General features: G+C 63.8%; 18 protein-coding genes. 7 read left to right on the plus strand and 11 right to left on the minus strand.

The window, feature by feature from the left end; translation table 11 throughout:
• Window positions 1-19: 19 nt before the first annotated feature.
• Genes VMF11_05525 through VMF11_05540 form a run of 4 tightly spaced genes read left to right on the plus strand, consistent with a single transcriptional unit; the run spans window position 20 to window position 4,235 of the window.
• Window positions 20-1,189, plus strand: a complete 1,170-nt coding sequence (locus VMF11_05525) for a phosphoglycerate kinase (protein ID HTU69762.1) — start codon at window positions 20-22, stop codon at window positions 1,187-1,189.
• Window positions 1,189-1,941: a triose-phosphate isomerase gene (gene tpiA, locus VMF11_05530; GenBank protein ID HTU69763.1), complete on the plus strand. Its 753-nt coding sequence runs from the start codon at window positions 1,189-1,191 to the stop codon at window positions 1,939-1,941. Before VMF11_05525 ends, tpiA begins: the two co-directional genes overlap by 1 nt.
• A complete protein-coding gene (gene gpmI / locus VMF11_05535) occupies window positions 1,934-3,451 on the plus strand; it encodes a 2,3-bisphosphoglycerate-independent phosphoglycerate mutase (protein HTU69764.1) in 1,518 nt (505 codons plus the stop codon). The genes tpiA and gpmI overlap by 8 nt, the downstream gene beginning before the upstream one ends.
• Window positions 3,423-4,235: a purine-nucleoside phosphorylase gene (locus tag VMF11_05540; GenBank protein HTU69765.1), complete on the plus strand. Its 813-nt coding sequence runs from the start codon at window positions 3,423-3,425 to the stop codon at window positions 4,233-4,235. Before gpmI ends, VMF11_05540 begins: the two co-directional genes overlap by 29 nt.
• Before the next feature lie 204 nt (window positions 4,236-4,439).
• Here the strand turns inward: VMF11_05540 and VMF11_05545 are convergent, their stop codons facing one another.
• The gene (locus VMF11_05545; protein ID HTU69766.1) at window positions 4,440-7,235 is read right to left on the minus strand and encodes a TonB-dependent receptor; all 2,796 of its coding nucleotides are present in this window, start codon (window positions 7,233-7,235) and stop codon (window positions 4,440-4,442) included.
• 10 nt (window positions 7,236-7,245) lie between these two features.
• Between VMF11_05545 and VMF11_05550 the strand changes: the two genes are divergently transcribed.
• On the plus strand, window positions 7,246-9,321 hold the full coding sequence (locus VMF11_05550; GenBank protein ID HTU69767.1) for a TonB-dependent receptor: 2,076 nt from the start codon (window positions 7,246-7,248) through the stop codon (window positions 9,319-9,321).
• Window positions 9,322-9,457: 136 nt separating this feature from the next.
• Here the strand turns inward: VMF11_05550 and VMF11_05555 are convergent, their stop codons facing one another.
• The 5 genes from VMF11_05555 to VMF11_05575 all read right to left on the minus strand — a co-directional run bounded on the left by VMF11_05555 (window position 9,458) and on the right by VMF11_05575 (window position 13,371).
• Complete coding sequence (locus VMF11_05555) at window positions 9,458-10,963, minus strand: phospholipid carrier-dependent glycosyltransferase (protein HTU69768.1); 1,506 nt, start codon at window positions 10,961-10,963, stop codon at window positions 9,458-9,460.
• Entirely contained in the window at window positions 10,960-11,214 is a 255-nt protein-coding gene (locus VMF11_05560) for a hypothetical protein (GenBank protein HTU69769.1), read from the minus strand. The genes VMF11_05555 and VMF11_05560 overlap by 4 nt, the downstream gene beginning before the upstream one ends.
• Window positions 11,204-11,773 (minus strand): sigma-70 family RNA polymerase sigma factor, encoded by a 570-nt coding sequence (locus tag VMF11_05565; GenBank protein ID HTU69770.1) that lies wholly within the window; start codon window positions 11,771-11,773, stop codon window positions 11,204-11,206. Before VMF11_05565 ends, VMF11_05560 begins: the two co-directional genes overlap by 11 nt.
• A gap of 180 nt (window positions 11,774-11,953) precedes the next feature.
• The gene (locus VMF11_05570; GenBank protein HTU69771.1) at window positions 11,954-12,298 is read right to left on the minus strand and encodes a hypothetical protein; all 345 of its coding nucleotides are present in this window, start codon (window positions 12,296-12,298) and stop codon (window positions 11,954-11,956) included.
• 8 nt (window positions 12,299-12,306) lie between these two features.
• Window positions 12,307-13,371 (minus strand): cupin domain-containing protein, encoded by a 1,065-nt coding sequence (locus VMF11_05575; GenBank protein HTU69772.1) that lies wholly within the window; start codon window positions 13,369-13,371, stop codon window positions 12,307-12,309.
• 274 nt (window positions 13,372-13,645) lie between these two features.
• On the opposite strand from VMF11_05575, the gene VMF11_05580 reads away from it, so the two are divergent.
• Complete coding sequence (locus VMF11_05580) at window positions 13,646-15,166, plus strand: hypothetical protein (GenBank protein HTU69773.1); 1,521 nt, start codon at window positions 13,646-13,648, stop codon at window positions 15,164-15,166.
• Window positions 15,150-15,941, plus strand: coding sequence for a hypothetical protein (locus VMF11_05585; protein HTU69774.1), 792 nt, complete (start codon window positions 15,150-15,152; stop codon window positions 15,939-15,941). Before VMF11_05580 ends, VMF11_05585 begins: the two co-directional genes overlap by 17 nt.
• On the opposite strand, the gene VMF11_05590 is transcribed toward VMF11_05585, so the two are convergent.
• Genes VMF11_05590 through VMF11_05610 form a run of 5 tightly spaced genes read right to left on the minus strand, consistent with a single transcriptional unit; the run spans window position 15,905 to window position 18,313 of the window.
• A complete protein-coding gene (locus tag VMF11_05590; protein HTU69775.1) occupies window positions 15,905-16,234 on the minus strand; it encodes a hypothetical protein in 330 nt (109 codons plus the stop codon). The two genes, VMF11_05585 and VMF11_05590, sit on opposite strands and share 37 nt — an antisense overlap.
• Entirely contained in the window at window positions 16,218-16,889 is a 672-nt protein-coding gene (locus VMF11_05595) for a sigma-70 family RNA polymerase sigma factor (GenBank protein ID HTU69776.1), read from the minus strand. Before VMF11_05595 ends, VMF11_05590 begins: the two co-directional genes overlap by 17 nt.
• Window positions 16,882-17,076, minus strand: coding sequence for a hypothetical protein (locus VMF11_05600; GenBank protein ID HTU69777.1), 195 nt, complete (start codon window positions 17,074-17,076; stop codon window positions 16,882-16,884). Before VMF11_05600 ends, VMF11_05595 begins: the two co-directional genes overlap by 8 nt.
• A complete protein-coding gene (locus VMF11_05605) occupies window positions 17,069-17,794 on the minus strand; it encodes a flagellar hook-basal body complex protein (protein ID HTU69778.1) in 726 nt (241 codons plus the stop codon). The genes VMF11_05600 and VMF11_05605 overlap by 8 nt, the downstream gene beginning before the upstream one ends.
• A complete protein-coding gene (locus VMF11_05610; GenBank protein HTU69779.1) occupies window positions 17,795-18,313 on the minus strand; it encodes a flagellar basal body rod C-terminal domain-containing protein in 519 nt (172 codons plus the stop codon).
• Window positions 18,314-18,327: the final 14 nt, after the last annotated feature.

The raw sequence follows: 18,327 nt of genomic DNA on the forward strand, positions 1-18,327 counted from the left end.
CTCCCTGAACTTCCACACCATCGACGATCTCGACGTGCATGGCAAACGCGTGCTGGTGCGCGAGGATCTCAACGTGCCGATGGCCGGCGGAACGGTCGCGGATTTCACCCGCATCGATGCGGCGCTCCCGACCCTGCGCGCGTTGCGCGATCGTGGCGCGCGCGTGATCGTGCTTTCGCATCTTGGGCGTCCCGACGGCAAGCCCGACCCGAAGTTTTCGCTGCGTCCGGTTGCGGCCGTGCTCGCTCAGCGTCTCGGCGTGCCGGTCGCGTTCGCGGAAGACTGCATGGGTCCCCCGGCGCGCGATGCCGCCGCGAAGCTCAAAGACGGCGACGTGCTGCTGCTCGAAAACGTGCGTTTCCACTCCGGCGAAGAGCAAAACGATCCCAGCTTCGCGCGCGAACTTGCGTCGCTCGGCGACCTCTACGTCGATGACGCGTTCGGTACGGCGCATCGCGCGCACGCCTCGACCGAAGCGCTCGCGCATCTGCTGCCCAATGCCGCCGGCTTGCTCATGCAAGCCGAGCTCAATGCGCTTACGCCCCTGATCGAACATCGGGAAATACCGTATGTCTGCGTGATCGGCGGAGCCAAGGTCAAAGACAAGATCGGCGTCTTCACCAACCTCATGAACAGGGTCGATTCGTTCTGTATCGGCGGTGGGATGGCCAACACGCTGCTCGCGGCGCGCGGCACCAACGTCGGGCGCTCGCTCCGCGACGACGACCTCGAGCCGGCGCGCCGGATCATCGATTTGGCCGCGCACAGCGACGTCACGCTGCATCTACCGGTCGACGCGGTGGTCTCGAGTTCGTTCGACGCCGACGATCAGGCGCACGCGGTCGACATCGAGGACGTCGGCGACTCCATGATCCTCGACATCGGGCCGCGTACGGCACGCGCCTACGCTCAAGTCATCGCGCCCGCGTTCGAGATCGTGTTCAACGGTCCGATGGGCGTTTACGAAAAGCCGGCGTACCGCGCCGGCACCGCAGCCGTGGGCGGGGCGATCGCGCGCGCAACGCGCGACGGTGCAATCAGCGTCGTGGCCGGCGGCGATGCGGCAGCGGCGGCGCACATGCTCGGCTTCGCCGACGCAATGACATACGTCTCGACCGGCGGCGGCGCGACGCTCGAATTCCTGGAGGGCCGCACGCTGCCAGGGGTCGCTGCACTGGAACACTCCTGATGGCGCGTACTATCGTCGCGGGCAATTGGAAGATGCACAAGACCGCGGCGGAAACACGGGCCTATCTCGAGGCCTTCCTTCCGCTGGCGGCCCGAATCCCCGATCGGGTCGAAATCGTCATCGCGCCGCCGTTCACCGCGCTCGCCGCCGCGCATGACGTGCTGCGCGGACACCCGCGCGTCGCCCTCGGCGCGCAGAACGTCCATTGGGAACTGCAGGGTGCGTTCACCGGCGAAATCTCGGTGTTGATGCTGCGCGAGTTCGGCGTGCGCTTTGCGATCGTCGGACATTCGGAGCGGCGAACGTTCTTCAACGAACTCGACCGCACGGTAAACCTCAAGGTCAAAACGCTGCTGGCGCACGGCGTCACGCCGATCGTCGCCGTCGGCGAAACCGAAGCCGAACGCGCGGACGGTAAAACGATCGCGCGCGTAACCGCGCAAACGACGGCTGCGCTCGAAGGTTTGGATCGCGACGCGGTCGGGCGCGTCGTGCTCGCCTACGAACCGATCTGGGCAATCGGAACCGGAGCGAATTGCGATCCCGTCGAAGCGAATCGCGTAATGAACGCCATCCGAGGCTCGCTGCGGGGTTTGAAGGACGTTCCGATTCTCTACGGCGGCAGCGTCAAGCCCGACAACGTCGGCGCGTATGCGGATCAGCCCGACATCAACGGCGGTCTGGTGGGCGGCGCCTCCCTCGATCCGCAGGCGTTCGCAACGCTGATCGAAGCCGCGGCCGCGCGTGGTTAAACCGCTCGTCCTCGCGATTCTCGACGGCTGGGGCTGCAGCGACTCGGCCCACGGGAACGCAATCGCCGCCGCCGATCTGCCGCACTGGCGCGCGTTTTTCGACCGGTATCCGTGGACCACGCTCGAAGCCTCGGGTGAAGCGGTCGGTCTTCCCAAGGGCATCATGGGCAACAGCGAGGTCGGACACATGAACATCGGCGCCGGCCGCGTCGTGCCGCAGGGCGTCGTCCTGATCGATGCCGACATCGCCTCGGGCGCGTTTGCGACCAACCCCACGCTGCTTCGGTGCATCGAGCACGTCAAGCGCGGCGGAACGAGCCTGCATCTGATGGGGCTGCTCTCCGACGGGCAGGTGCATAGCTCGATCACCCATCTCTTCGCGCTCGCCGACGCGGCCGTCGACGCGAGCGTTCCGTTCGCCGTGCACGCGTTCTTGGACGGGCGCGATACGCCGCCGCGTTCGGCCAAGGTCTACATCGAGCAGCTCGAGGAAAAGCTCGACTCGGTGGGGCGGCCCGGCTCGATCGCCTCGATAACCGGACGCTTCTACGCGATGGATCGCGACAAGCGCTGGGAGCGCACCGACGCCGCGTTCAACATGCTCGTTCGCGGAGCGGCCGAACACCATGCCGCGAGCGCGCTCGAGGCGCTGGACGAAGCGTACGCGCGCGGCGAGAGCGACGAGTTCGTGTTGCCCACCATCGTGGGGCCGACCCGCACCGTCGGAGACGGCGACGCCTGCATCTTCTTCAACTTCCGCCCCGACCGTGCGCGCCAGCTCACCACGCGTTTCAACGAGTACGGCTGGAAGAACGGTCTCTTCGCGACGATGACCCAATACGACGAAACCTTCCCCAACCCGGTGCTCTTCGGTCCGCGTCCGCAATACGACACGTTCGGTGAGGTCCTCTCGCGCGCCGGGCTGCGGCAGTTACGGCTGGCCGAGACGGAAAAGTATGCGCACGTGACCTACTTCTTCAACGGCGGCCGCGAGGACGTCTTCCCCGGCGAGGATCGCGAACTGATTCCCTCCGATCGCAGCGTGCCGACCTACGATCTCGCGCCCGCCATGCGCGCGCGGGAGATCACCGATTTCGCGGTGCATGACATCGAACGCGGCGGGCACGACGTGATCGTCATGAACTATGCCAACGCCGACATGGTCGGGCATACAGGGAAATGGGAGCCGACGATCGAGGCCGTCGAGATCCTCGATGCGTGCCTGCAACGCTTGGCCGATGCGGTACTCAAAGCGGACGGCCTGCTGGCGATCACCGCCGATCACGGCAACGCCGAGGAAAAGCTCGACAAAAATGGTGCGCCGCTGACCGCGCACACGACCAACCCGGTTCCGTTTATCCTTGTGTCCAACCACCTGCACGGCCGGCTCAGCGCCGCCGGAAAGCTGGGTGATGTCGCCCCGACGCTGCTCGCACTCGCCGGACTACCGATACCAGCCGCAATGACCGGAACGAATGTATATGACCGATCCGCGCTCGCCCAACGATAAACTCCTTGCCGTCGATGCAACGCGTATCGACGACGCCGCCGGCGGCCGCATCGATGCCGCGATCGTACTCGGTAGCGGGCTTTCCTCCGCGCTGCGCGACCAGTTCAAGCACGTCGCGATCCCGTACGACACACTCTTGGGGATGCCGGTCGCGTCGCTGCGGGGACACGCCGGCGAAGTGCTTGTCGGTACATGGAAGGGCCGGCGCATCGCTGCCTTCGCCGGACGGGTCCATCTCTATCAAGGTTTCTCGCCGACGCAGGTCACCGTGAGCATCCGCATGGCGCAGCTCGCCGGCGCGCGGATGGTCGTGCTGACGAACGCGGCCGGTTCGGTCACGCCGAAGGTCGAGCCGGGCGACATCATGCTGATCCGCGATCACATCAATCTCACCGGACGCAACCCGCTCACGGGATGGCCGCATGACAATCCCTTCGTCGACATGAACGACGCGTATTCGGAGCGCTTGCGCGCGATCGTCAAAGCCGTTGCCAAACCGGAACATCGCCTACGCGAAGGCGTCTATGCGGGACTGCCCGGGCCCAGCTACGAGACCCCGGCCGAAGCGCAGTATCTGCGCACGATCGGGGCGGATGCGGTCGGGATGTCGACCGTACTCGAAACGATTCTCGCCCGTTTTCTCAGCCTCGGCGTCTTGGGCATGAGCATGATCACGAACGTCGTCGGCGCCCCGGGCACCAGGCACGTCGACGTGACCGAGCACGGCGTGCAGACGGGCCCCTTGCTTGCCGATCTTCTGGGGCGCTTTTTCGAGAAAATTTGAGTTTCTCTTAGGGCTTTCTCATACGGCGTCAAGCAGGCTGTCAGGATCCCCCGGCATACTTGGCCGTGGAGGAACGGCTCAATGTTCAAGCACCTGCGAACGGCGTCTGAAGAAATACTCCTGGCCGAAGCCCTGATCTATTTCGTCTTCATCGGGACGCTCACGCTGGCGGCCACGCTCGCGACGTCCCTCATAAAGTAAGACCTACGGCGCGGCCCCGTAGCTGCGCACGACCATGACGCGCACCGTCGTCGGACCGTATGGCACATCCGCCTTGAGCCCGACCTGACCGGTGACGAGCGGCGCGTAGATCGCTCCCGAATTTACACCATAGAGCGCGTACGGCAGCGCGTTCGAGCCGAAGAGGTTATCGACCGAGACCTGCAGTGCCGTGTGGGTCGCGATCGGCTGACGAAACGTCGCATGGCCGACGAAGTACGCCGGGATGTTGAACATGTTGTCCGAGCCGTAGTACGTCAGGCCGAGCGAGGCGTACTGACCGTAGCTGCCACGGCGATGAATCTCGGCATAGCCCATCGAGTAGGCCTCGCTCTTGTTCGAGATGTTGCTGTAGCCCGGACCGCTCGAGATGTAGTTGATACCGGGAATCACGCCGAGGTTCGTCTCGTACTGACCGGCTGACGTCGCGTAGAAGTTGCCGGGGATATTGTACGCATAGGCGCGCTCGAGGTCGCCGGAGATCGTGTAGCCGTAACCAACCGGCGGATCGCGATGCAGCCCCATTTCAATTCCCTCATCGCGGCTTTGCGCGAGGTTCCCGTTCGTGCTCGTGTAGACCTCATACGGCGTGCCGTCGTACGTATACGTCGTCCCCGTATCGGTGATCTTGGCCAGGAATTGATTCCAGATATTCGTGAGGTAGAGGTCGACCGAGAGGATGTTTCCGTGCGGCAAGCGCGCATCGCCGCCGATGTCGTAGGCGAAGGCTGTCTCGGGTCTGAGCGTGCCCGAGTTCACCGGAACGGTAACGGTATCGCCGACGGCGCCGCCTGCCGCCAAGACCTCTTCGGCGGTCTCGGTGTTGTTGTCGATCAGCGACGGATACGGCGGTGCGATCGACGAACCCGTCGAGAGGCGTAGTGCGAGATCGGGATCCGGACGGTAGACGAAGCCGAGGCGCGGATCGTCGTGCGTCGACGTGACGGTCGAGAAGTCGAACGACGTGTCGGTCGGTGCGGTCGGCGCGAACGTTGAACGATAGATGTTGTAGTAGTTGGCGAGCGTCAGCTGCGCCTTATCACCGAGTTGGAACACGTCGCGCAGGAGCCAATTGTCCATATCTTGGCGCGTGCCCGGTGCAATCGAATATTGCACGGCGCCGGTGCCCGGCGCGATCTTGTATGACTGGGTCAAGCTCGTGTCCATGTCGTACGCAGCCGTGAGGATATCGTCGGTACCGATGGGGTGATCGTACTCGAACGAGCTGCCGCGCAGGTGATCGAAGTCACCCATGCTGTCGACGTATGCACTCGAATCGGGAATGGTGACCTGCGCGGTCTGTCCGTTGAAGGTCGTCGGCGTGCCGGCGAGCTTGACGGTGCCGAAGAGCTGAAGCGGTGTCGTGTAAGAGCCGGCGGGATCCGAGCTGTCCGAGTATGTCGGACGCTCGAGCACGGCGGCGTACCAGCGCGCCAGGAGCGTGTCGTTGCCGAGCGCGGTGCGAAACTCGCTTTCGAACATCGGCTCGTTATCAATTACGTTCTGATTCGGCAGCGTCGTCGTTTCGTTCAGTAAGAACTGTCCGCCGTTCGCGAACGGCGTTCCGGCTGCACTGTACGATAGACCCGGCGTAAAGGTCGAGTAGATCTGCGAGAGGCCCGCGGCCGGACCGTCGTACTCACCCTGAATGCCGATGTACCCCGCGGTCAGTGTGGTCGTGTTCGAGAAATGATACGCGAGCTTGGCAAGTTCGCCGTTGCTCTGGTAACTCGAGGTCACGTTCTGGCAGCAAGCGACGAGCGTCGTGTAGGCAGCCGCGGGATTGCTCCCCTTGATCGAGCCCGGCACCGGATACGGGCCGCTATAACCCGCCGGCGCCGTCGAGCTGATCGTCGAGGATGCAGCCGCGCCGTTGACCTTCGATCCGCTCGGGAGCGTGACGTAGGTCGGATAGTCGTCGAGCGGGCCGTTGGTACCGCTGCGCACGAGCGCAACGAGATATCCAACTTTCCCGATCGTGTCCGAGAGGCGCAGCTCGGCGAACGCGCCCTGCTGGTTGTCGATGCCGGCGATCAGCGTGTCGTGTGTCGTCAGCGTCGGCAATCCCGTGACGAAATTCAGGGTGCCTCCGATGCCGTAGTTGATCTCGTTCGCATACGCCGTCGGCCCCTTGATGATTTCGACGTCATTGAAGAGCAGCGAGTTCACCAGCGGCGTGTCGTAGTCGCCGCTTTTGCCGGCGATGAGGGGAAAGCCGTCGATCAGGTTCGACTTCTCCCAGTCAAAGGCGCCGCGCAAGTTCGGCGAGGTGATCGAACCCGGCGCGCTACCGTTCGCCGAGTCGGGACGGTTCGAGACGACGCCCGGGACCTCGTCGATCACGTGACCGATATTCAGCTGTCCCTGGTCGACGAAGTTCTGCTGCGAGAGCGTTTCAATCGCGGTCGCGCTGGTGTTGAAGGACGACCCGGCGCTCGTCTGGACCGATGCGATCTGCTTCATCGTGTCGAGCGAGCGCGCCGTCAGCACGACAGTGAGCGCGACAGCGCTCGGCACGCTCACGCCGGCAAACGACCAGCTGACGAATCCACCCTTCACGACCGTCACCTCGTACGTGCCGGCCGGAACGTTCGCGATCGAAAAATCACCGTGTGCATCGGTTCGTACTTGCGCAGCACGCGCCGGCCGAATGGACACGCTCGCACCCGCAACCGGAATGCCGCCGGCATTACGTACGGCTCCCCTGATCGTGCCGGTCGTTTGTGCTTGTGAGGGTACGATCGTGCTCGCGAGAAAGGTAACGATTAGTAAAAGCCGCACTAGTCTTTTCGTGCTCATCCGCTCTCTCTTTGCCTTCCTGGTTTTGTTTTGCTATCCGCTTTACGCGAGTGCGGCTGCGACTCTTGTCGTAACCGTTACCAACGGCGACCGGCAACCAATCAGTGGCGCGCAGGTCGTCGTTGCCACCGATCCGGCACAGCGAGACGTCACCGACGCTCGCGGAACCGTACGGGTGCGAGTGCCCCAAACGGGTGCGTTTGCCCTGCGAGTTAGCGCCAGCGGTTACCGCTCGTTTTCGGAAATCCTTCGTGGGACCGATCAAAAGTCGATCACGGTGACGCTCGAGCCCTCGGCCGGGTCGCTGCACGTGATCGGATCCGTCACCGGACACGCGCGCACGCCGTTCAATGCAACGCCTGTGGCACAGAAGGTCTATCCGCGCGAAGCCTATCGCGATCAGGGCCAACCCGACGTCTCGAGCGTCATGAATCAGACGCCCGGCGCCTTGGCGCTCACGAATACCGGCACGAATACGGACACGCCGCTCGCGCCCTCGTTCCCGTCGGTGCGCAACGGGCTTCCGTTCGAGACGCCGGTTTTGATCGACGGCGAGCCGATCGTCACGCCGAGCGGCACGCTCGATTTGAGCCTCTTACCGACGTACGTGCTGCAAGAAGTCGAGATCGTCAAAGGCGCGGGCGACATCGCGGACGCCGGCGGCGGCGTCGGCGGCGCGATCAATTTTCGTACCGCCGACCCGACGCTCGGACAACGTGGAACCTTCGAGACCGAAGGTGATTCGCACGGCGGTTCGTTCACCGATCTCGCATACGACGGCACCGAACCGGGCGGTGCACTTGCCTACGCCTCGATGTTCTCGGTGGACGGCTCTCCTTGCTGCGGCTCCGATCCGAGCAATTACACACGCAAGGCGATTCTGGTGAAGTTGAGGAGCACACCGTCAGCCGGACTTTCGATCAGCGGAACGGTACTGACCGTCTCCCTCGATCGCTCGCTCGATTCGATCTACGGACTTCCCGGTTTCGGGTACGAGCATCTCGGCTTCGGCGATCTGGCAGCCTCGCTCGATCGCGGCAACGACGCGTTTTCGGTCCACGCGTTCGTAGCGCAAACCCAACAGGGCCTGGTTTCGCCGGCCCTGATCGCCACGCCGGCGGACAACGAAAGCGGGGTAACGCTTGCCTGGGAGCATGCCGGCGGCAAGCTCGCCTTTGATACGAGCGGGCGCGTGCTGGATGCGAGCCTGGTCGGCACGAACGAAACCGAAACGCAGTCGAACGCGCGCGAGAGCGTGACGTATAAACCCGATGCACGGAACGAATTCGATCTCTCCGGTGAGCTCAACGCCGATCGCACGTATCGCGGAACGCTCGATGCACCCGCCGCGCGCGCCGGTTATTCGTACGAATTGTCGAGTGGGCTGGCCCTTCGCGCGTCTTATGGGACCAGCGCCGTCCTCCCGCCGCTCGAAGCCGTCAATACCATCGACGTAATCGAACGTGCGACCGGTGGTGATCTCGGCCTCGAATGGCGGCTGCGCGGCGGAAGCACCACGCTCTCGGCCGACCTCTACCGCAACGCGACGCAAGGCGTGTACGCATTCGATTTCGGAAACTATACCAACGGACCGCCGATGATCGAGAGCGGCGCAGAATTCACACTCCAGCAGTTCAAGCGTGTCGGCATGGGCTTCATCGCGGCGCTCTCGCTGCCGCGCACGTACGCGTGGGGAGATACGGGGACCACCGCTTACGACGATCAAAACATCGGGTATGGCGAGATCGCGCCGTTCCGCATCCCGTACGCGCAAGGTTACGCGGAGATCAGCTACAAATGGCCGCACGGTTCGCGCGCATCGCTCGGCGCGCTCTATGTCGGCTCGAACAACGCCTACGGCGCGCCCGCATTCGAGACGCTCAACAGCAACCTCGAGCTCTCGCTCGGCTCGCGCGCGAAACTACAGTTCTCGGCCCAGAACCTCACCGATGCACTGGCGAATCGCGTGCCGGTCTTCGCACCGATGCCGCAGTACGGCCTGGTGCCGTTCACGCTGCGCTTCATGTTCCGTCAATCCTTCGGCACCGGCTCGCTCTACGAACACTAGCCAGACTTTATCGGTCAAAGTTAAAACTTTGCCCGCTAAAGTCGCGCGGCTTCGCTACGCTACGCTCGCGCAGCTCTAGCTATCGCTCGAAGTTAAGCTTTGCCCGCTAAAGTCGCGCGGCTTCGCTCGCGCAGGTCTAACCGTGCCAGGAAGGGAGCCAGAGGCGTTGGAGCCAGGCGGTCTGCGAGATCGTGACCGATGAGAGAATCGGAAAGAAGTAGATGAAGGCGAGTGCGACGAGCACGAGATAGCCGGCCACGATCGCCTTCGCCGCTTTCGGGTCGGAACGGCCCAATGTCGCGAGAATGACCTGCATCATCACCGTATTGCAAATCGCGATCAGCGGAATATTCACGTAGAAGTGATAGAGGAACGCGATGCGCGGCGAAAACATCCAGGGCAGCCACTGCAACAGATACGCCAGCACGATCAGGGCATAGCCGCGATCGCGGCGGATGAACGCCAGCACGCCGACCAACGGGACCGAGATCAGTCCCGGCCAGAGCAGCAGCGGATTGGGCATCGAGTAGATCATCGCCGCCGTCGGAACACCGTTGACGTTTCCGTATTGGGCGCTGTACAGCAGCGGGCGCAGCTCGAGCGGCCAGGTCCACCACGACGAAGCGTACGGGTGCGTGGCGCGCAGATGCTCGTGATAGAGAAATGCATTGACCTGCATGGTGACGATGTCGCTGACCGTGTAGGGCCGCGGGGGCAAAGTTTGCAGATCGCGCAGGCCGATGAAGTGCGGAATGTACGCGAGCGCGTAGACGATACCGATGCTGCCGACGACGGCTGCCGCAAAAATGTCGATCGGAAAGGGTGAGGCGCGGCGCGCGATCCACGAACGGATCGCACCGTACGCCACTACGGCCGCTGCCACGCCGTACGCCATCACACCGTACCACTTGCTGGCGACGAGCAATGCACCCGAGAAGGCGAAGGTGATCAACCAGCCGGCTCCGATGGGGCGATCGCGCCAGATCCGGTAGGCGGCGTAGAGCGATGCGGAAATGACGACCAGGAGCACGATGCGCGCCGGGAGGGTCTCGGTTCGAAAACGCACGAACGCCACGAGCGCGCCGATCGCCAGCGCGGCGAGAAATTCGAGCGCGTGGCGCAGCCACGATCGTTTATCGACAGCTGCGGCGGCGGCGCCCGCGACGGCATCCCAGTAGCGGCAAAACGCGTAGAGCGTAAAGATCGAAAAGCAGACGACGAAGCCTTCGGGCGTCGCGATGCGCGATTGCACGTAATGCATGCCGTCCAAACCGAAGAGCACGGCCGCGTAGGCGGCAAAGAGCGTCGAGCGCAGGATCCGCTTTGCCAGGACGAAGCAGAGGACGACCGCGACCGCTCCGGCGACGACGTTGAGAAATCGCCATCCGTACGCCGTATCGCCGTGCTGCAAACCGCCGAAGAGAATCACCGAAAGCGTAATCAAGAGTTTAGTGACCGGCGGATGCGTGTTCTCGTAGATGTAGCGGCGCTGGAGATATTCTTCGGCGGCGCGCGCGAAGTAGACTTCGTCGAAGATTTTGCCCGGCGGCACCCAATAGCGGATCACGAGCAGCACGAAGGAGGCGATGCCCAGTGCCGCTGCGATGACGGCATCGCGTGTGCGTTGCGAGAGCGCGATCACGTGGCGAGGGGGGAGGGAGCGGGAACCGGCGCGACGGCCACGGCGGACACATGGATCGGCGCGGCGCCGTATTCACCGGCAAAGAGCGCGAGCGAGGCAAGCAATGCGGCAGCGGACAGCATCGTCCGCGCGCGGCGCCGTTCGGTCCTGCGCCGGTACTGCGCCGCTCGCTCGCGCATGCGCCCAAGTGCGAAGGACGGCGCGGTCACGTCCAACGCCGCGCGCAGCGCCGCGCGGAGATCAACCGGCATCGAAGAGCGCCTCGGCAAGACCACACGGACGGTGCCCGGCAAGGAGCGATTCCAAGCGCCGCCGAGCGAGCAACAGATGATAGCGCGCCGTGCCTTCGGGCATCGCGAGAACCTCGGCGATCTCGCGGCTGTTCAGGCCGGCGTAGTAGTGCAGCACGATCGCGACCCGTTGACGCGGCGGCAGCGCACCGAGCGCGCGCAGCACGTCGATCCGCACCAGCACATCGGTCAACGGCGAAGCGGACGCGACGGTGCGTGGATCGAGCGGTTCGCACGCGCGCGTGCGCCGTTCGATCGCAAGCGCTTCGCGAACCACCAGCCGGTAGAACCACACGCCGAAGGCCGCACTGCAGCGCAGCCCCGCAAGAGCGTGGATGACGCGCGCGCAGGCTTCCTGAGCCGCATCCTCGGCGGCCATCGGATGGCGCAGAATCGAGAGCGCGATGCGATAGGCATGCGGCCAGATCGCGGCGATCAGCGCGTCGAGCGCAGCCGCATCCCCCCGCCGTGCCCGCTCGACCGCATCGGCGTGCAATTCGCAATCCAGCATCCTCGCCATCTCTTCATACTAGAGGCGCAGACTCCCCCAAAGTGTTGGCGGCTGCAGAAACTTGCCAAGCGCATCAAGCGTAGGCGCAGCGTATCCGTGTCCGCCGATGTTTCCAGCGCCGGCCCCTTTGTCATCCCGAGCCCTTCGACTCGCTACGCTCACCGTGACGCGCCAACAATTCGAGATCGATTATTGCTGTCTCACACGTTCAGCGCCGCGATCATCTTCCACAGCGGGATACAGCCGATTCAGGGTCTTTGGCAAACGAATCGCAAATCGAATAACCCAAGTCAGAGAGATAACAGCAACGACTGCCGTCAAGATTCCCCAGCGTAGGCTCTTCCCCACGACGAACTCGTAAGACGCCCAACCCGGGATGCCGACGAGGACGACCGCAGAAAAAATACACGCCCCCCAGCCATAGATCTGCATGAGCGGCATGAAGTAGCGTCTGGGGACACAACGGAAAACTCGGGCAGCCGCTTCGATACCGCCGAGATCACCTGCGTTTTCCCGCGAAACTGCTGATTTCACGACGTTATTTATTCCCCGTCATAGTAGTCGAGCTGCGGCGCGTTGCGCACCATCCAGCGGACGCCGGCCGTCGAGACCAGGAGCTTGTCGGACTCGGGGTAGTAGACGATGTTTTGCTCTTGCTCTTGTCCCAGTAGCAGGAGCGTGGCCTCGGCCGGGCTCTCGTTGATCACCTGATGCGCGTGATCCGGGCCGACGGGAAACGCGATGAAATCGCCGGTTCGGCAGCGCATCGTTTCCTTCGTCGTACGAATGCTCGGCTCGCCGTCGAGCACGAGGAAGAGCTCCTCCTCGCTGAACTCCGCGTGAACCGGACAAAAGCGCGCGCCCGGCGGAAGCTTCACCACCTGATATCCCAGATGCTCGGCGCCGATCCAGAAGCCGACCTCGGCGTCGAACGAACGATAGCGCGGATTCGTCGCGAATTCTTCGTACCGCAGCTGGTCGAGATTGATCCGGTTGACCGCGATCCCGCCGCGCGCGTGAAGCGCAACGCCGATCGCGCGCGTCGCGCCGCTCCACAGCGACGTACCGTCGCCGACCAACAGCACGTCGGGCTGCAGCGCGAGAAGTCGCCGCAGCGCGAGCACCGCTTTCATCGAGTCGCCGTACTTTTCGTCCGGCAAGAGCGAGAGCGACCCTGCCGGTGACCCGATCAACGCGTCACCGACGAGCACCGCATGAGCGGCACGCAGATGAAGCGCGAATTCGCCGGGCGTCTTTTGCGACTCGAGCGCGACGACCCGAGCGCCGGGAAAAAGTTCTTCACCATCGGTGAGCACACGGTCGACGTTCACGCCGAGCAGCGGCGCCTCGCGTTCCGAGGTGGCGAGCAGTGCCCCGAACCGTTCGCGCAATGCGAGTGATTCGCGCAGGTGGTCGCGATTGGTCACGGCGATCAACGCGATGCCGCCGAGCGCCTCGATTTGCTCGGCATCGCTTGGTTCGAGCGCGAGCGGATCGACCGCGACATTGCCCTGCGCCGTAACAAAGAAATGGCTGTTGAAGAACAGGTTACGGTCGGGCTGCCACCGCGACCATGTGTAACCGTTTGGCATCGAGAGCTTTTGCATAATGTAGCGACAGTTCTTAGCGGAAAGGATGTTCCCATGCCTCTGGTTCGCATCGATCTCCCCGCCGGCGGACACGGTAGAGAACGCGCACGTTTCTCTGTTGCTCGGAGTAGGCTGATATGATAGTGTGTCTGCATGTCTCAGCCCCAAATCGGATAGCGACCTGCGTTCCCGGGCACCATGGCACTGCGGCGTCGACGAGTCTTCTCCGCGTGAATAATGCGTTGCCTCCTGCACGTTTGCGTGCTATAGGGAGGCAGCGATTTCGTTTACCGTGACGCGGCTGCGGTGTGTGCCGGTCGCGATGTTACTTTCCCTCGCGGCTTGTGGTGGAGGCGGGCTGCCGACCGTGCCGCCGCCGGAGCCGTCCATCGCAGGGGTCGGCGTTTTTGACGGCAGTGTGGGCGGTTGCACCGTGTCGTACGACGGCCTGATCTGGTACGATGTCCCGTCCGGACCGTTCTCGCCGATCGACATCCGGTCGTCGCGGTGTAGTGTTGCGAACCTGGAGCGCAACGCGAACGCGATCATCCCGAAATGGGCGATCCCGAACGGAAGCACAAAGGCGATCTTCGTCGCCACGTCGTTGCAACAGGCGTACTCGGTATCGGGCATGCAGAAGCTTGAAGCGGATGCGTCCTCGGCGCGCGTCCCGATGACGTGGATGATCGGGAATTCCGCTTATTTTGCCAATGCATCACTGTATAATCAATATCACGCCCAAAACGGCGACGATGTGGAAACCGGCGAACTTGGGCCGCCGATCGCGCAGATGCAGTCATATTTTCCGTGGTATGTGCCACACGTTTCCGTGGACGGCGCGGGTCACGAACGCTCACCGAGCACCGACGTTGCCGCCGGTTTTCAGGGGTTTTGGGGAATCACGTGGGACAGTCGCGGCATCGACGGCACGGACGACGAGGGCGCGCCGTGGGGCGAATACTGCGCTGACGTCACGTCGTACAAGCGGCCCGATCCCAACGGAGACTGCTCCTTCATTGCGTACGAGTGGACCGCGCGCGACCTCACTCGCGCCTACCTCTCCGGACTCGACTATTGGTTTTCCACCGACCCCGACGATATTCTGATCCGTGCCGGCTTCGACCCCGCGAGCGGCGCGCAGTACGAGCGCGAGATCATCGACGCCTACGCGGCCGCGGGGGAGAACACGCCATTCGTCGTGATGTCACAGCAAGAAAGCGCCGACGAGGGAAACTACCCGAGCGACGATCAGCTCATGACTGCCTTGTATCAGGAAGCCGTGAAGGACGGGATGAAGCTGGATACGTTCGCATCCGTGAACGCCGACGCAAAGACATTCGGCGCACAGCCCCGCGCCGTCGCATTCCCATACCTCACGGGCGGGAATCTCGTGCCGTCCCCCGAGTTGAACGGCGGAACGCTGTACCCGGCGACGATCGACTATCACGATAACAACGTAGGGATGACGTTTCTCGCCGGACACACGACCCCGACGCGGGTCTTCGAGTACGCTGCGGACCCGCAGTCGTTCTATGACGTTCCGCTCGCGCAGCTTTCGGCTGCGCAGACGCCCACGCTCAGCGGCGTCGCCGTTGCAAATGGGTCGATAACGTTTGCGTTTTCCGCACCTGCAGCGATCTACTACGGCGTCGCCATTTGGGCCGATCCGTCGGTTCTCGGCATCACCGGAGCAGCCGTCACGCCGGCCGGAAGCGCCGGCGTGGTCCTTACCTTCCAGCTGCAAGAGGGGGTCAACGATATCAGCTTCCCTTGTCCCGGCTGTACCGGCACGACGTTTGCGTACTCTACGTAATTCGCTCGTCTGCAGCATCCTCGCGTTGCAGGTCTTGGCGTTGAACGTGCCATCTGCGGTCGCGGCGCAGAGCGCGAATTCGCCGTGCCCGATCAATACCGGGCTGGATCCAGCCTGCCCGCTGACCGCGGTGGGAATCAGCGATTCAACCACCGCGCTGACGCAGACGGCAACGCAGCACGAGACCATCCTCTTTGGATCGTGGGAAATGAACGGCGACCGAGAGCTGAGGGTAACGATGCCCGTGTACGAGCATCTCGGGATCGCCGGAGTCGGGGACGCTTTCGGTACGGGCGACGCCGCGGTCGGATACACGCAGGCCTTTGGCGGTACGAAGCGACTCACGCAAGTCGCCGGATTATCAGTGTCGTTTGCGACCGGCGCGACGAACTTCTCCGCCGGCAGCACGCAGCTTACGCCGCTGTATGCCCTTTCCTACGCTCTCGGTGACCGAATCTCGCTGATTACGATCGGGCAATACAGCTTCTGCGCGGGCGGGACGAAATTGCCGTTCGCGCCGCGCACGCAGGATCTCGTCATCATTCCGCGAGCCGTCATCGATCTTTCTCGGTCGGGATTGTACACTGCGCTAGAATTGCGGGGATCCGACATAACCGGCGAGGAGCGTTACCAGGCCTACCAATCAGGCATAAGTCTCGGAATCGTTCACCGCCATCTGAATCTTGCCGCGACCTACGGAGTCCCAATTGACCGCTTTACACGTGAGGACGAGTTCTATCACGAATTCGGTGTACGCATATCGTGGCAACGGTAACTTCCGCTCGGATCGATCGAGACGCGAGCACCGCCGATCAAGGCGCTGCGCACGCGATGATCCCAAAAGGTGAGAATCCGCACGACGACCGGCCGCAGGCGCGCGATGATTTCACGCGCGCGTTGCGAGATCGTCACGGCGTCGCGCGCCCACTTGGGGTGATCGCGCGGCAACAGCGAGGTATCGTGTTCGCTCTCGGCGATCGCCGGAACGACCTGCTCCGGTGCGATCGGCGCGGCCTGCGTCTGCGGCGGCGCTACCCGCCCTTCGTCGCCGTCAACGCGCCGCAGCACGAATGCTCCGGCGCAACTTTTTCATCGCGGCGATGTGCAGCTGCGAGGCGCGCTGTGGCGAGATCTGCATCCGCCGTCCGACTTCGCGCAGCGAACATTCGCCGTAGTAATGACCGCGAATCACTTGCCGCTGTCGCAGCGGCAACGCATCGACCAATTCGCCGATCGCCTCGCGCTCGCCGCGCGCCGCCAGGATCTGCGCCGGATCGCCGCTCCAATCGCGGGCGAGGCGCTCGCCCTCCGGCAGCGGCCGATCGAGCGAGAGGGGGACACCCAGCGTTACCGCCGCGGTGGCGCGCAGAAAACCGGGACGCCGCCGCTCCATCTCCTCCATGCTCGGCACCGCTCCACGTTCGCCCGCAATTTGATAGCGTTCGATTTCGCCGTCGCGCATCGCGCGCCGCGTGCGCTCCGAAACCGGATCCATGCGGCGGATGCCGTTGAGCATCGCACCCGAAATCAGGTGCCGCGCGTAATGTTCGAGCGAGGTGCCGCGGGAGGGATCGTAGTTATCCACTGCGCGAATCAACCCGATGCTGCCGTCGCCGACCAAATCATCGTAATCGCACGGAACCAGACGACTGATGCGGCGGGCAATTCGTTTCACCAGCGGCAGCAGCTCGCGAATCAGCGCTTCGCGGGTCTCGTCAGTCACCCGTTTGCAGCCTTGCCGCGATCAGCGAACCGAACCCGTGCGGATCGCGTTCCGCGATCGATTGGGCGAGCGCGCCGATACCGTAGTCGCCCAGGGCGTCAAACCCCGCCGCGAGCGGGCGCAGTGCGCTCTCGAGAAAGAGCGCCTCGAGCAGCACACCGGCGCGCGCGGCGGCGAGCTTATCCACGCTGGAGATTGTTGGCAATACGCAGCATCTCGTCGGCGGCCTGGATGCCCTTGGCATTGGCTTCGTACGCCCGTTGCGCGGTGAGAATCTGCATCATCGATTCGACGATCGAAACATTCGACTGCTCGAGCATGCCGTAGCGAAGGTTCGGTCCGTTCTCACCGCCGGGCGCGATCAGCCGCGGCGGACCCGATGCCGTCGTCTGCATGAACAGCGCGCCGTCGGCGCTTTGCAAGTGCTCGGGGGCGGCGAATTCGGCCAAACGCAGATGCGCGACGACGTGCGTTCCCATCGCGGTCGTGACCGTTACCGCGCCGTCTGCGGTCACGCTCGCGCTAACCGCGTCGGCCGGAATGCGCACGCCGGCGAGTTGCCACCCCGTTGCCGTGCGCAGCGTTCCGTCGGAGGCGCGCGAAAATTCACCCGCACGCGTGTAAGCGCGCGCTTTGCCGTCGGTGAGAACGAAGAAGCCATCGCCGTCGATCGCGACGTCGAACGGACCGTTGCTGCGCTCGAGCTTCCCGGTTTTGAAGAGCGCTTGCTCGCCGACGCGTACCGTGCCCGCACCCGGTTCACCCGGCGCGGCGAGCGCGGAAAAAACGTCCTCCGACTCCTTGAAGCCGACGACGTCGGCGTTCGCCAAATTGTTGGCGATCGTATCCAGATTCGCTTGCTGCGCGGCCATGCCGCTGGCCGCAGCGAAGAGCGCGCGGTCCATCTACTTGACCTGCGCCACGTCGTTGCTGCTCTTCCGGCGAACGCCGTCGATGGCGGCGACGACTTTTTCCGCGCTCTCGAACGCGCGCTGCGAGGTCAGCACGTTCACCATCTCGTCGATTGCGTTGACGTCGGAGGTTTCGAGGAATCCGCTGCGGACGCTTGCGCCCGGTCCGAGCATCGTTCCGATCAGCGCGCGTCCCGCGCAGTCGCGCAGCACGCCGCGCCGATCGCGTTCGAACGCGCCGTTGCGCGTCGTGCCGATCGTGCCGTCGGCCGCGCGCACGCGAAACGCGCCTTCGCCGACGATCGCGAAGTCGGTCGCCCGGCCGGTATGGCGATAGGCGCCGTGGTCGGGCGCGGTGATGCGTGCGATCTCGACGCCGTGCGCGGTCAATTTGCCGCGCGCCAGCACGGCGTGGAAGCCGTCACTGGAAACGTTGGCGAGATTCGCGGTTGCGATGTCCAGCCGCGTGCGTGCCGCCGCCATGGCGCTGGCTGCCCAGTCGATTCCGTCCATGCGCGCATGGTAGG

This window comes from Candidatus Baltobacteraceae bacterium (assembly GCA_035502855.1).
GTDB lineage: Bacteria > Vulcanimicrobiota > Vulcanimicrobiia > Vulcanimicrobiales > Vulcanimicrobiaceae > Aquilonibacter.

Excerpts from the sequence above, each read along its gene's own strand:
- VMF11_05575 (HTU69772.1), bottom strand. The coding sequence starts at position 13,371 with ATGCAAAAGCTCTCGATGCCAAACGGTTACACATGGTCGCGGTGGCAG.
- VMF11_05565 (HTU69770.1), bottom strand. The coding sequence starts at position 11,773 with ATGGCGAGGATGCTGGATTGCGAATTGCACGCCGATGCGGTCGAGCGG.
- VMF11_05540 (HTU69765.1), top strand. The coding sequence starts at position 3,423 with ATGACCGATCCGCGCTCGCCCAACGATAAACTCCTTGCCGTCGATGCA.
- VMF11_05560 (HTU69769.1), bottom strand. The coding sequence starts at position 11,214 with ATGCCGGTTGATCTCCGCGCGGCGCTGCGCGCGGCGTTGGACGTGACC.
- VMF11_05610 (HTU69779.1), bottom strand. The coding sequence starts at position 18,313 with ATGGACGGAATCGACTGGGCAGCCAGCGCCATGGCGGCGGCACGCACG.
- tpiA (HTU69763.1), top strand. The coding sequence starts at position 1,189 with ATGGCGCGTACTATCGTCGCGGGCAATTGGAAGATGCACAAGACCGCG.
- VMF11_05605 (HTU69778.1), bottom strand. The coding sequence starts at position 17,794 with ATGGACCGCGCGCTCTTCGCTGCGGCCAGCGGCATGGCCGCGCAGCAA.